The following is a 12,163-nucleotide window of genomic DNA, read 5'->3' as shown; positions in this document are numbered from 1 at the left end:
CGCTCAGGCGTCCGTCGCGCGCGCCTCCTCGTTCGCCAGTTCCTCCCCGCGTCGGTTCGTCGCCGACTCGGTGGCCTCCGCGTCGAGGAGCGCGTCGTCGAGATGCCGGTCGTGGACGAGCTGCAGGTACCCTGCCGTCGCAGGCTGCAACTCCAAGGTCGCCTCGCCGACCCGGATCTCATCGACCGCGTTCGTGAGGTAGACCCGCGCCCACGAATGCCCGCGCAAGACGGTGACCTCACGATAGGCGCGACCCGAGAAGGGGTTGTCGGAGGGATCCCCCTCGAGAACGTCCGCGGACGGGATGCGCGCCACGCCGTCGGCGATCGGCACGGAGAGCCACGGCGTCGGCTCTGGCCGGACCACGGCGAGCGTGCCGGTGCGATGATGCGCGAAGTCGAGCACGAAGTCGCCATCGACGATCCGCGCCGCCGCAGGCACCGGATTCACGACGTAGCCGAGGTGCAAGGCGACGCTGTTGGCGTCGGCACGGCGTGCCGAGAGCCACCGCCCGTTGGCCAGGCGGGCCACCGGCGGCGTGACGGCGTCGACAAGCTCGATTCCTCCCGCCCACCGAAGGACGCCGTTGCGCACGTGCAGCCGGACGCGCCGATCCTTCCGGCCCAGCCTCTCGACCGTGTCGGCGCCGATCCGAAGCGTGAGGCGCACACCGCCGGGCACGGGCTCCATCGAGTCGATGGGGATCTCGCCGCGTCCCTTCTCGATCACCGCGTGGACCGTGGCTCCCTGTGCGAACTGACGCCGCAGCTTGAACTCGACGTCGAGGAACATCTCGGCGTTCTCGACACGGCCCCCGATGAGTTGAGCGCGCAGCCGGCGTGGCCGCAGCGGGTTCTGCACTCGGCGGCGGGGCGTGATGGCTCGAACGACGGAGGGCACCTTGTAGAGCTTCGGATCGCGGCCGACGGCCTTGAGCAGCGCAGCACGGTCTCCGTCGGAGCGCCAGCGAGCCAAGGCCACGGGGAGGTTGACGTCGCCGTCCCGGAACGCCAGGTGCGCCAGACGGGCCAGCCGAGTCGGCCCTTGCTGCTGGGGCTCGAGGCGGCGCGCCAACCCGATGGCCAGCGTCTCCAACTCGGGCTGATAGGCGGCAGGGGCGGTCGCGAGAGCCCCCGCCAGCGCCACGATGTCGACATCGATGAAGTACGCGTGCACGGCTTCCGCCACCGCCGGCGTCGCCTCTGCCAGCGAGTCCAGGATCATGTGCGCCGAGGTCACGCGGTCGCGGGCGTTGTCGACGTCGAAAGTCCGTTGGGTGATGGAGTCCCCAGACTCACGGTCACGCCACAGGTACACGTGCTTGCTGATGACGTCGACCGACGATGCCTCGAGGTGCGCCCGCAGCGCCACCGGGTAGTCCTCGTAGCGAATCGCCGGGAACTCGTAGCCGTGGGCGTCCCAGAACGAGCGGCGGTACACCTTGTTCCACAGCATTCGGTCGCGCACGAGCAGCGGGAACTCGTTGATGTGGGTAGCCGTCCGGTCCTCCTCGAACGCCTGACGGTGGGTCCACGACGGTCGCGTGCCCGTGGAGTTCGAGAAGCGCCACGCGTTGCCGGCGGCGATATCGGACCCTGTCTGCTCGAGGGAACCCACCATCCTCGTGTAGGCCCGAGGTGGCAGCAGATCATCGCTGTCGACGAACGCGAGGTATTCGCCCGTCGCCTCCGCGATGCCCACATTCCGGGCGGGGCCGGGCCCGTGCGGATGGGGCAACCGAATCAGTTTGAACCGGTCGTCCTGACGGGTGTACCGCTCGGCGATCGCCGAACTTCCGTCGGGGGACCCGTCATCCACCATGATGACCTCGATGTTGGGATACAACTGGGTCCGAATCGACTCGAGACAAGGCTCGATGTAGGACTCGACGGCGTGGAAGGGGACAACGACGCTGAGCTTGGGGGACATGCGTCCTTTCTATCGTGAACACCCCCGTCGCGTCGCGCCGCACGTCCGCGAATCCTGCCCCTATGCTGACCGCCATGGACTCGAGCAACCACTGGTACGGCCACGCCCACGTCCTGGCCGACTACTGTGGGCTCGACGCGGCGAACCCACCGCCCATCCAGGGAATTGTTCAGCACGGCTGGACGTTCGTTCACGGCTACGGCTACGGGCATCAGCCCCCGGTCGGATACACCCGATTCGCCTGGTCGGACGTGTGCCGCCGCCGTGGTCAGATCATCGGCTGGCGCGATTACTTCGTCATCGGCGCCCCGTTCCTGTACCTCGACAGACTCCTCCCCGACGACACCGCCGAGCGCTCAGGCACCATCTGGTACCCGTTCCACGGCACGGTCGACTACGAGCAGGTCGAGGGTGACCATCAGCGCTTGATCGACGAGATCAAGGAGACCGAAGACGGCCCGGTCACCATGTGCCTGTACTACGTCGAGTACGAGCAGCCCCAGATCCGCCGGTTCTACGAGGACGCCGGCTTCCGGGTCATCTGCCACGGCCACCGCGGCACGAAGTGGGCGGGGACGACGAGCAACTTCCTCCATAGCCAACTCTCCGAACTGCGGCGCCACAAGCGGGTGGCGTCCAACCGGCTGTCGACGGCGATTCTGTACGGTCTCGCCACCGGCTGCGAGGCCGGCGTCTACGGCGACCCGATGGACTTCGTCGGGGGCAAACCAGGCTTCCTGGGAGAGGAATTGCTGCACGCCTGGTACCCCGACATGTACGGTGCCCGCCTCGACACCGGCCGTGCGCGAGCGGTCGCCGACGCCGAACTCGGGGCCGATCACTTGCTAGACCCCGACGAACTCCGCGTCGTCCTCGGTTGGGAGAACCATGGTTGAGATCCGCACCCTCACGCACCCCGACAACGTGACCCTGGTGAGAGGCGCGACACAACACTGGTCCGACCTCGAGCGTGGCGCGCTCGGCGCCGCCTCAGTCGTCGCCGGCCTGATCTCCGCGCAGGTCCACGGCCGGTGCCTGGTCGTCGGGCCGGTGGACCTGGCGCTGCTGGCCGACGTCTCCGCGAGGGCCGAGAGCGTCGACGCGGTCGTCCGGTCGATCCCGGACTCGGCGACCTACGGCGAACGCCTGCCCGAGGGGCGCGTCTGGTGCGGCGACGTAGCCGACCTGCCGGCGGAGGCGTCCGGCTACGACACGATCGTGTGCGCCGACCTCGCCAGCGTGCTGCCGCTCGAGAGCGAGGCCCGCCCTTGGGGCGCGATCCTCACCGACGTCACCGACCGGCTGAGCCCGACCGGCACGGTGGTGCTCGCCGTCGAGAACGACCTCGGGCTCCATCGCCTGACGGCGACGCACAACCCACGGCTGGCCAACTCGGACGCCGACTGGAACGTTCTGGCCACCTGGGACGCCTCTCGCCCCCGCACTGCCGACGCCGCGGCCGCCTCCCTCGGCGGCGCGACCGTGTGGGCGCTCGGGCCGAGCTTCCCGGACGTCCGCAGCGCCCGCCGGCTCGACACTCCTCGCGGCGCCCTCGCCGACGTCGTCGCCTGGCACACCGCCGCGTGGCCGTTGCGGGGGCCCGACCCGTCGTGGCTTCTGCGGTCGTTCGGGATGGCCGGCCAGGCGGACGCCTTGGCGTCGGGCTGGCTCCTCGTCCTGCGGCCGACCGAGCCGACCCACACGGCTCTTGCGGCCACGCTCGTCGAGCATGGGCCTGTGACGGAGTGGCGCGAGGACGGCGGCAGTGGGACGCCGCTGCTGGCACTCCTCGCCGACGGATGCGCCTCCCACGACCTCCCGACGTTGCGCGGGTTGCTCCGCGCGTGGCGCGAAGCGGTGGAGGGGCGTCCGGTCGACCCGAGCCCCTCGCTCGTGCTCAGCGGACCCGACGGCATGACGGGCGTCGTCGAGGCGTCCGGATCCGCGACCCTCGACGACCTGTGGGCGGCGCTCGCGACGTTCGTGGCGATCGTGCGCGGCCGGCATTGGCGGCACCCGTGGCCGTCCACGATGGACGACGCGGACCTCCTGCGGGCGATCGGAGCCATGGCCGGGCTGCCCGAGCCCAGCCGGCCCGTGCGTGAGTTCGTGATCGCCGCGCCTTCGGCCCGCGACCCGTTCGACGCGCTCGACGAACAGCAACTGGTCGCGGCGATCGACCGGAACAACGAGACCATCCGCACCCTGCGCTCCCGGCTGGCCTGGACCGAGTTGCAGTACGTCAGTCACAAGGTCGGCGACAAGGCGGTCCGGACCGCGCGTCGCGTCGCCGGGAAGGGCAAACGCGTGGCCAAGGGCGTCCTCCGGCGACTCCGCGGCTAGGGGCTCGCCGCAGATCCGAGCCGCGCTGCCGGATGGCGCCGCGTCCTCGTCCCCAGGCCGGGTGAGTCCCGGCCGCTCAGATGATCTCCCACGTCAACGGCGTGCCCTTGACGGCGTCCACCCGGAACGGACGCCCCTCGACCACGCCGAACTCGTCGGGCGCCAGCCCGCCCGCCGGACGAATCGAGCGCACATTGTCGGGGCCGACCAGCTCCCCCGCCGTCACGTCGCGCGTCACGTACAGCGAGCGGCGGAACCGCAGGCCCTCCCGCTCGGACTCCTTCGCGCCGATGCGGTTCTCCCCCAGCGCCTGCCAGGCCACCTCGGTCTCGCGGACGAGCGCCGCGACCTCCTCGGGCTCCAGCGAGAACGCCGAGTCGACGCCCCCGTCGGCGCGGCGCGTCGTCACGTGCTTCTCGATCAGGCACGCCCCGAACGCGACCGACGCCACCGGGACGCCGATCCCCATCGTGTGATCCGACAGCCCCACCAGCGTCTGGAACGCCGCCGCGAGCGTCGGCAGCGACCGCAGGTTCGCGGACGCCGGGTCGGCCGGATACTCGGCCGTGCAGCTCAGGACGACGATCTGCTCGTTGCCCGTCGACCGCGCCGCCTGCACCGCGGCGTCGATCTCCGACAGCGACGCCATCCCCGTCGAGATGATGATCGGCTTGCCCGTGGCCGCCATCGCCCGCACGAGCGGCAGGTCGACGATCTCGGAGCTCGCCACCTTGTACGCCGGGGCGCCCAGCCCCTCCAGAAAGTCCACCGCCGTCGGGTCGAACGGGCTGGAGAACGCCAGCATCCCCTTCTCGGACGCCCGCGCGAAGATCTCCTCGTGCCACTCCCACGGCGTGTGCGCCTCGTCGTACAGCTCGTACAGCCGCCGCGACCCCCACAGCGAGTGGCCGTCGCTGATGCGGAAGTTCGGGGTGTCGGCGTCGATCGTGATCGTGTCGGCCGTGTAGGTCTGCAGCTTGATCGCGGGCGCGCCGGCCTCGGCGACGGCGTCCACGATCTCCAGCGCCCGAGCGAGGCTCCCGTTGTGGTTGCCGCTCATCTCGGCGAGGAAGAACGGCGGTGCGTCGGCGCCGACCCTGCGGTCGCCGATCGTGATGCTGGGACGGCTCATCGGGCGTTCTCCTCGAACGTGCGGCGGGTGTGGACGACCTCGGTCGGGACGCCGTCGATCTCGCGCAGGTACGTCTCGACCTCGTCGAATTTCTGGCGCGCGTTGAAGTCGCGCACCGACTGATTGGACGCCAGCGTCTCCCCGTCGAGCGTGTGCAGCTTCAGCACGTCGCGGGCGTACTTGACGGCCTCGCGCTGGATCGCGATCCACGCCGGGAACATCGCGCCGCGCTCGGTCAGCCCGTCGTTGTCGAGGTAGTAGCCCCACCAGCCGGACCCGGCCTCGGCGTCCAGATCGAAGAACGACACCACGCCGGACGGGACGCCGTCGCGCTCGTAGATCAGCACCGCGCGGGTCGGGTCGGACTTCGTCTTCTTCCACCACCCGGCGTGCTCCTCGGGCCTGATCTCGTGCTGGGTGAGCGACACGGAGCGCACCTCGGGGTGGTTGCGCCAGGGCAGCATCAGGTCCCGGTCGGCGTCGGTCGCAGGTCGCAGCATGGGTGCCTCTCGTGCTCGGCGCGGCCCCCGCGCGTGCAGGCTCGGGCGGGGATATCGTCGCTAGACTACAGCGCGACATTCCCGATCAGAGGGTAGGAAACCGATGAGCCAACTGAGCCGCGAGCAGGTCCGCAGCATGATGTCCGAGGTGATGGCCAAGCAGGGCAAAGAGCTGCCCGCCGACGACGCGACGCCGCTCGATTCCTTCGGTTTCCGCTCGCTCGACTTCTCCGAGCTGGCGCTGAAGGTGGAAGACGAGGTGGACGAGGAGCTGAACTTCGACGCCCCCGGCCTGCGCTCCATCCGCACGATCGGCGACGTGCTCGACTTCGTGCAGCAACTCCTGGAGGCTGAGGAGTGAGCGAGCCCGCCGGCGCGGGCAACCGCATCGTCGCCGGGTCGTTCGAGGGCACCTGGCGCGACCTGGCCGCGCTCGAGGCGCCCGAGGCGTCCGCGTTCTTCGTCGGCTCGAACATCGACGCGCTCCGCGCCGTCTGGATCCACGCCACGCACCCGGGGCGCGAGACCCTCGTCGCGGCGCATTCCCGCAAGGAGGCGGGCCTCGTCGAGGGGCTCCGCGTGGCCGGGCTCGCGACGGTCGACGTCGACGGCGACTCGGTCGCCGTCGATCCCTTGCCCGACCCGCGCCCGGCCACGCCCGGGCGGGTCTGGCTGCTGACCTCCGGATCCACCGGACGCCCCAAGCACGTCGCGCACACGCTCGAGTCGCTGACCACCGTCAAGGGCGCCCAGCCGCCCCGCACCTGGCTGTGCCCCTACACCCCCGGCGCGTACGCGTGGTGGCAGGTCACCACGCTGGGCCTCGAGCTGGCCGACCAAGCCGTCGTCTACGTCGAGAACGACCGGCTCGACGACTGGGCCGAGATCGCGCTCGAGCACGGGGTGGATGCGGCGTCCGGCACGCCGACGTTCTGGCGGCAGGCGCTCATGCGCTCCGGCGACACGCTGGCGCGCATCCCGTTCCAGCAGGTCACCCTCGGCGGCGAGCCCGTCGATCAGGCCGTGCTCGACCTGCTGCACGAGGCCTTCCCCTCGGCGCGGGTGTCCTGGATCTACGCGTCCTCCGAAGCCGGCGCCTCGATCGCCGTGCACGACGGCAAAGCCGGGTTCCCCGAGAAGTGGCTCGGCAGCGAGCCGCGCGAGGGGCGTCCGCGCTTGTCGATCGACGGCGACGAGCTCGTCATCGCCTCGCCCCACCGCGGCGAGGGGGTGGACGCCGAGCTGCACACCGGCGACCGCGTCGAGATCCGCGACGGCCGCGTCCTGATCACCGGGCGGCTGGCGTCCGACGAGATCAACGTGGGCGGCTCGAAGGTGTCGGCGTCCCAGGTGCGCGAGACCCTGCTGGCACACCCCGGCGTGGCCTGGGCGAACGTCAAGGGCCGCAAGGCCCCGCTGGTGGGCACGGTCGTCACCGCCGAGGTCGTGCTGGCCGACCCGGCCACCACCGAGGCCGACCTCGCGCGCTGGTGCGCCGAGCGCCTCGCCGACTACGCGGTGCCGCGCCGGTTCCGCGTGCGCGACTCCATCCCGATCAAGGAGAGCCTGAAGAGCGATGTCTGACGTCACCCCGATCCCGCCCGCGTCCGTCACCGTCGTCTCGGGCGGGTCCCGCGGCCTCGGTCTCGCGATCGTGCAGTCCATCGTCGACCGCGGTGCGAAGGTCGCCACGTTCGCGCGGACGGTCACGCCCGAGCTGGAGGCCCTCGCCGCGGCCCACCCCGACCGCGTCCACGTCGCGTCCGTCGACGCGACCGACAGCAAGGCGCTCACCGCGTTCGTCAAGGAGGCCGAGGCCAAGCTCGGCCCGATCGACAGCCTCGTCAACAACGCGGCCATCGGCCAGGACAGCCTGCACATCCACACCTCGCCGGCCAAGATCGAGCAGATCGTCGCGACCAACCTGACCGCCCCGCTCGTGCTCACCCGCACGGTGCTGCGCCGCATCCTCGCCGGCCCCGGCCGCGGCCGGATCGTGTTCGTCACCTCCATCTGCGCCCAGCGCGGCTACGCCGGCCTCGTCGCCTACTCGTCGACGAAGGGCGGCCTCGACTCGGCCATGCGCGCCATCGCCCGCGAGATGCACGGCCGGGTGCTCGCGAACTCGATCGCGCCCGGGTTCTTCGCCTCCGAGATGAGCTCGGTGCTCGGCCAGACCCAGCTCGACGCGATCACCCGGCGCACCCCGACGGGCCTGCTCGTCGAGCCGGAGAACATCGTCCCCTACGTCGACCTTCTGCTGTTCGACGACACGAACACCAACGGCCAGGTCCTCGTCGTCGACGGCGGCGGGTCGATCTGACCGCCGACCCCTGGGCGCTGCGCCTCAGCCCCCGCCCCGAGCGGGGCCGGCCGTGCACGAGCGGCTGCCGCGGCGTCCACAGTTATCTGGCGGACGACCGGCGGGTGTGCCTGCGTCCGGACGCCCCCGGCGCCTGGGCGGTCGACGCCGAGCTGGTCACCCAGCCCATCCCGGACGCCCTCGGCGCGCGCTGGCGCGCCGAGGGCGGGCCCGACGCCGGGGACCACGAACACGGCGACGCCGACCCGGACGCCTTCTGGCGCGCCTGGACGCGCGCCGAGGTCGCCGCGAAGCTCACCGGGACGCCGATCCTCGCCTGGGTGACCACGCGCGGGTTCGGCGCGGAGGCGTCCGGGATGCGGGTGTGGCATCGGCGAATCGGCGACGTGCTGGTCTGCATCGGGGTCCGCGACGGCGGCGTCCCGACCGAGTAGGTTGTCCCCCATGCAACGTCCCAGGGTGTCGGCGATCGTCCTGTCGATGGGCAACCGCCCCGCCGAGTTGGCCAAGGCCCTTGACACGCTGCGCGCCCAGACGGGCGTGGAGTTGCAGACGATCCTCGTCGGCAACGGCTGGCGTCCCGAGGGGGTGCCCGGCTGGGTCGAGACCTACTACGAGCCCGAGAACACCGGCTGCCCGGGCGGACGCAACATCGGGGCGTCCCACGCGACCGGCGATTTCCTGTTCTTCTACGACGACGACGCGTTCCTGCCGCGCCCCGACGTCCTGGCGCGCATGGTCGCGCGCATGGGGCCGGGCGTCGCGGTCGTCCAGCCGCACGGGGTCGATCCCGGCGGGCGGCCCACGCCGAGGCGCTGGGTGCCGCGGCTGCGCGCCGGCCGGGCGAAGGGCGGCGACGTCGCCGTGTTCTGGGAAGCGCTGTGCCTCGTCCGGCGGACCGCGTTCGAGAGCGCCGGCGGCTGGGCGGGCAACTTCTTCTTCGGGCACGAGGGCGTCGACCTGGCGTTCCGGCTGCTCGACGCCGGCTGGAGCCTCGTCTACGCCCCCGACATCGAGGTCTGCCACCCGGCGACCACCGCCGCCCGGCACGCCCACCACTACCGCCTGACCGCCCGCAACCGGGCGTGGGTGGCCAAGCGCAACCTGCCCGCACCGCTCCTGCCGGTCTACCTGGGCGTCTGGGCGGCCGCGACCGTCGCGCGGGTGCGCGACCCGCGGTTCGTCGCCACCTGGTTCCGGGGCCTGGCCGAAGGGCTGCGCACCGACGCCGGGCCGCGGCGTCCGATCTCGTGGGCGACCGTCGCCCGCATGACCCGGCTCGGCCGCCCGCCGGTGTGGTGATGGGTGCCGTCGCCCGCCGGGTGTTCTGCTCCGGCGTCCGTTCGCAGAGCCACGTCGTGTACGCGGCGAGCTGGCTGCGCGACCTGCTGCGGCGCACCGACGGTCCGGTGACACTGGTCAACCTCGGGCGCGGGTCGTTCCTCGGCCGGCAGGCCGTCACGGACGCCGACGTGCGGCGGCTGCTGCCCGACGACCCCCGGCTGACGATCGAGCAGGCGTCCTCGCTGCGGGGACGCCGCGGCGAACGTCTCGCCTACCTCGCGATCGGCGCGCCGGGCATCAAGCCCTACGGACGCCTGCTGGCCGCGAACCCCGGCCGCGCGTTCCACGTGGTCGTCACCGACGAGGGCCTCGGCACCTACGGCACCTGGCAGACCCGGCGGGACGCCTGGCTGCGCGAGGGCGGCGACGGCTGGTGGCCGACCGTCCGGGCGCTCGCGACGACCGGGGCGCGCCGCATGCTCACCACGCAGCGCTGGGCGCTGTACGAGCGGCGTGGGGGGTCCTGGGCCGTCCACGACGAGGTCGCGGCGGAGTTCCGGCGGCACGGCGGCGTCCGGCGGGCGGCGTCCCCGCGGACGGCCGTGCTGCTCTCGCAGCCCTGGGTCGAGCTCGGCGTGCTCGACGCCGGCGCCTACGCCGCCCACGTCGACCGGCTGGCCGCGCAGGCGTCCGGGGCGGGGCTGCGGTTCGTCGTCCGGCCGCACCCGGTCGAGGACCCCGCGCGCTACGCCGCCCACGAGGTCTACGCCGGCCCCGAGCCGGCCGAGCTGGACGCCCGGATCGTCGGGGCGTCCGTCGTGCTGGGGGCCACGAGCACCGCGCTGCTGAACCTGCGGGCGCTCTACGGCGTCCCGGCGCTGCGGGTCGCGGCGCCCGGCCTGGAGTTCCTGGATCGCGATCTGAGCGCCGATCAGGCGTCCCTGTTGGGGCAGTTCGTGGGGCGTCCGGTGGCCGACGACGAGACCGGCGGCGCCCTCCGGGCGCTCGCGACGCAGGGCGGTACGCTGTGACAGCCGTCAGGCGGAAAGGCGTTCGATGATCACACGACTGCGGGCCTTGTGGGCCGACCGCAAGGTTCTCGGCATCCTCGTGAAGCGGGATCTGCGGGTGCGGTACTCCCAGAGCTTCCTCGGGTACCTGTGGACGATCATCGACCCCCTCGCGAACGCGCTGATCTACTTCATGCTGTTCGCCGTGATCTTTCACCGCAGCGACGCGGGCCACTCGCCGTACTTCCTCTTCCTCATCGTCGCCCTGCTCTCGTGGCAGTGGTTCAACGCCGCCGTCGCCGAGTCGCCGCGGGCGCTCATCGCCGAGCAGAAGCTGGTCCGCTCGACGAAGCTGCCGCGCGAGCTGTGGGTGATCCGCATGGTGACGGCGAAGGGCATCGAGTTCCTGCTGTCGCTGCCGGTGCTGATCATCTTCTTCACCATCTACTTCATCCGCGGCGAGGCCCACCTGAACTGGCAGATCGTCTTCTTCCCGGTGGCGATCGTGCTGCAGTACCTGATGTGCATCGGCATCGGGCTCGTGCTCGCGCCGATCACCGTGCTGATCAACGACATCATGCCGCTGGTGCGCATCTTCCTGCGGGTCTTCTTCTACCTGTGCCCGATCATCTTCGATATCAGGTTCCTCGAGAAGCCGTACATCCCGCACTTCATCCGCTGGATCTACACGTCCAACCCGTACTCCGGCGTGCTGGAGCTCTTCCGGGCCGGGTTCTTCCCGCAGCCCGTCAACCCGCTGCCGGTCGTCTCGGCCGTCGCGGGCACCGTGATCATGCTGCTCATCGGCGGGTTCGTCTTCTCGCGCATGGAGAAGACCGTCCTGAAGGAGATCTGATGACCGAGACGCAGGGCACCGGCGTCGCGACCAAGGAGGTCGTGATCGACGTCGAGGGTGTCGGCATCGAGTTCCTGCGCTCCCGCAAGCGCAAGATGTCGATCCGGGAGCTCGTGTTCACCGGGCGCAGCGGCGCGGCCAAAGACACGTTCTGGGCCCTGCGCGACGTGTCGTTCCAGGTGCTGCGCGGGCAGGCGGTCGGCCTCGTCGGCGGCAACGGCAGCGGCAAGTCGACGCTGCTGAAGATGATCGCCGGCGTCCTGCTGCCCGACGAGGGCACGATCTCCGTCGCCCATGGGGTGGCCCCGCTGATCGAGCTGACCGGCGGGTTTCTCGGCGACCTCAGCGCGCGCGAGAACATCTATCTCACCGCCGGGCTGCACGGGCTGACAAGCGAGCAGGTCGACGAACGGTTCGACGAGATCGTGGATTTCGCGGGCCCCCAGGTGCGCGCCGGCCTCGACACGCCGTTTCGGCACTTCTCGTCCGGGATGCAGGTGCGGCTGGGCTTCGCCGTGATCACGACCCTCGACGAGCCGATCGTGCTCGTCGACGAGGTGCTGGCCGTCGGCGACCGCGCGTTCCGCGACAAGTGCTACGCGCGCATGGAGGAGATGCTGGCCAACGACAAGACGCTGTTCCTGGTCTCCCACTCCGAGGCGGATCTCATGCGCTTCTGCAACCGCGGCCTCTACCTGCGCGGCGGCCACCTCGTGCTCGACGGGGAGATGGAGGCCGTCATGGCGCAGTACAACGCCGACCTGGACGCCCAGGCCTGAGGCGTCC

13 protein-coding genes are annotated in these 12,163 nt (G+C 71.2%); 10 read left to right on the top strand and 3 right to left on the bottom strand.

Going from position 1 to position 12,163, the window contains the following annotated elements; translation table 11 throughout:
* Positions 1-3: 3 nt before the first annotated feature.
* Positions 4-1,929: a glycosyltransferase family 2 protein gene (locus WMJ97_RS04755; RefSeq protein ID WP_347347822.1), complete on the bottom strand. Its 1,926-nt coding sequence runs from the start codon at positions 1,927-1,929 to the stop codon at positions 4-6.
* A 74-nt stretch (positions 1,930-2,003) separates the two neighbouring features.
* Here WMJ97_RS04755 and WMJ97_RS04750 point away from each other — a divergent pair, with 74 nt between their 5' ends.
* Positions 2,004-2,825, top strand: coding sequence for a hypothetical protein (locus WMJ97_RS04750; protein ID WP_347347821.1), 822 nt, complete (start codon positions 2,004-2,006; stop codon positions 2,823-2,825).
* Positions 2,818-4,272 (top strand): hypothetical protein, encoded by a 1,455-nt coding sequence (locus tag WMJ97_RS04745; RefSeq protein ID WP_347347820.1) that lies wholly within the window; start codon positions 2,818-2,820, stop codon positions 4,270-4,272. Before WMJ97_RS04750 ends, WMJ97_RS04745 begins: the two co-directional genes overlap by 8 nt.
* Positions 4,273-4,348: 76 nt before the next feature.
* Here the strand turns inward: WMJ97_RS04745 and pseI are convergent, their stop codons facing one another.
* Together pseI and WMJ97_RS04735 are read right to left on the bottom strand one after the other, a co-directional pair.
* The gene (pseI, locus tag WMJ97_RS04740) at positions 4,349-5,404 is read right to left on the bottom strand and encodes a pseudaminic acid synthase (RefSeq protein WP_347347819.1); all 1,056 of its coding nucleotides are present in this window, start codon (positions 5,402-5,404) and stop codon (positions 4,349-4,351) included.
* The gene (locus WMJ97_RS04735; RefSeq protein WP_347347818.1) at positions 5,401-5,904 is read right to left on the bottom strand and encodes a GNAT family N-acetyltransferase; all 504 of its coding nucleotides are present in this window, start codon (positions 5,902-5,904) and stop codon (positions 5,401-5,403) included. The genes pseI and WMJ97_RS04735 overlap by 4 nt, the downstream gene beginning before the upstream one ends.
* Before the next feature lie 103 nt (positions 5,905-6,007).
* Here WMJ97_RS04735 and WMJ97_RS04730 point away from each other — a divergent pair, with 103 nt between their 5' ends.
* From WMJ97_RS04730 to WMJ97_RS04695, 8 genes are all read left to right on the top strand, one after another.
* Positions 6,008-6,265, top strand: coding sequence for an acyl carrier protein (locus WMJ97_RS04730; protein ID WP_347347817.1), 258 nt, complete (start codon positions 6,008-6,010; stop codon positions 6,263-6,265).
* Positions 6,262-7,488 carry an AMP-binding protein gene (locus tag WMJ97_RS04725; protein ID WP_347347816.1) on the top strand — a complete coding sequence of 409 codons (1,227 nt, stop codon included), beginning with the start codon at positions 6,262-6,264 and terminating at the stop codon, positions 7,486-7,488. The genes WMJ97_RS04730 and WMJ97_RS04725 overlap by 4 nt, the downstream gene beginning before the upstream one ends.
* On the top strand, positions 7,481-8,227 hold the full coding sequence (locus tag WMJ97_RS04720; protein ID WP_347347815.1) for an SDR family NAD(P)-dependent oxidoreductase: 747 nt from the start codon (positions 7,481-7,483) through the stop codon (positions 8,225-8,227). Before WMJ97_RS04725 ends, WMJ97_RS04720 begins: the two co-directional genes overlap by 8 nt.
* Before the next feature lie 104 nt (positions 8,228-8,331).
* Entirely contained in the window at positions 8,332-8,661 is a 330-nt protein-coding gene (locus WMJ97_RS04715; protein WP_347347814.1) for a hypothetical protein, read from the top strand.
* A 10-nt stretch (positions 8,662-8,671) separates the two neighbouring features.
* A complete protein-coding gene (locus tag WMJ97_RS04710; RefSeq protein WP_347347813.1) occupies positions 8,672-9,529 on the top strand; it encodes a glycosyltransferase in 858 nt (285 codons plus the stop codon).
* Entirely contained in the window at positions 9,529-10,542 is a 1,014-nt protein-coding gene (locus WMJ97_RS04705) for a hypothetical protein (protein WP_347347812.1), read from the top strand. The genes WMJ97_RS04710 and WMJ97_RS04705 overlap by 1 nt, the downstream gene beginning before the upstream one ends.
* A gap of 25 nt (positions 10,543-10,567) precedes the next feature.
* Positions 10,568-11,377 (top strand): ABC transporter permease, encoded by an 810-nt coding sequence (locus WMJ97_RS04700; RefSeq protein ID WP_347347811.1) that lies wholly within the window; start codon positions 10,568-10,570, stop codon positions 11,375-11,377.
* On the top strand, positions 11,377-12,156 hold the full coding sequence (locus WMJ97_RS04695; RefSeq protein ID WP_347347810.1) for an ABC transporter ATP-binding protein: 780 nt from the start codon (positions 11,377-11,379) through the stop codon (positions 12,154-12,156). The genes WMJ97_RS04700 and WMJ97_RS04695 overlap by 1 nt, the downstream gene beginning before the upstream one ends.
* Positions 12,157-12,163: the final 7 nt, after the last annotated feature.

Source organism: Nigerium sp. (assembly GCF_039811905.1).
Lineage (GTDB): Bacteria > Actinomycetota > Actinomycetes > Propionibacteriales > Propionibacteriaceae > Propioniciclava.
The sequence above is the reverse complement of the archived record's forward strand: the minus strand, read 5'-3'. Positions and strand labels throughout refer to the sequence as shown.

Bases quoted from the DNA above. Each gene is read 5' to 3' on its own strand.
- WMJ97_RS04755 (WP_347347822.1), bottom strand. From the start codon at position 1,929: ATGTCCCCCAAGCTCAGCGTCGTTGTCCCCTTCCACGCCGTCGAGTCC.
- WMJ97_RS04750 (WP_347347821.1), top strand. From the start codon at position 2,004: ATGGACTCGAGCAACCACTGGTACGGCCACGCCCACGTCCTGGCCGAC.
- WMJ97_RS04745 (WP_347347820.1), top strand. From the start codon at position 2,818: ATGGTTGAGATCCGCACCCTCACGCACCCCGACAACGTGACCCTGGTG.
- pseI (WP_347347819.1), bottom strand. From the start codon at position 5,404: ATGAGCCGTCCCAGCATCACGATCGGCGACCGCAGGGTCGGCGCCGAC.
- WMJ97_RS04735 (WP_347347818.1), bottom strand. From the start codon at position 5,904: ATGCTGCGACCTGCGACCGACGCCGACCGGGACCTGATGCTGCCCTGG.
- WMJ97_RS04730 (WP_347347817.1), top strand. From the start codon at position 6,008: ATGAGCCAACTGAGCCGCGAGCAGGTCCGCAGCATGATGTCCGAGGTG.
- WMJ97_RS04720 (WP_347347815.1), top strand. From the start codon at position 7,481: ATGTCTGACGTCACCCCGATCCCGCCCGCGTCCGTCACCGTCGTCTCG.
- WMJ97_RS04710 (WP_347347813.1), top strand. From the start codon at position 8,672: ATGCAACGTCCCAGGGTGTCGGCGATCGTCCTGTCGATGGGCAACCGC.
- WMJ97_RS04705 (WP_347347812.1), top strand. From the start codon at position 9,529: ATGGGTGCCGTCGCCCGCCGGGTGTTCTGCTCCGGCGTCCGTTCGCAG.
- WMJ97_RS04700 (WP_347347811.1), top strand. From the start codon at position 10,568: ATGATCACACGACTGCGGGCCTTGTGGGCCGACCGCAAGGTTCTCGGC.
- WMJ97_RS04695 (WP_347347810.1), top strand. From the start codon at position 11,377: ATGACCGAGACGCAGGGCACCGGCGTCGCGACCAAGGAGGTCGTGATC.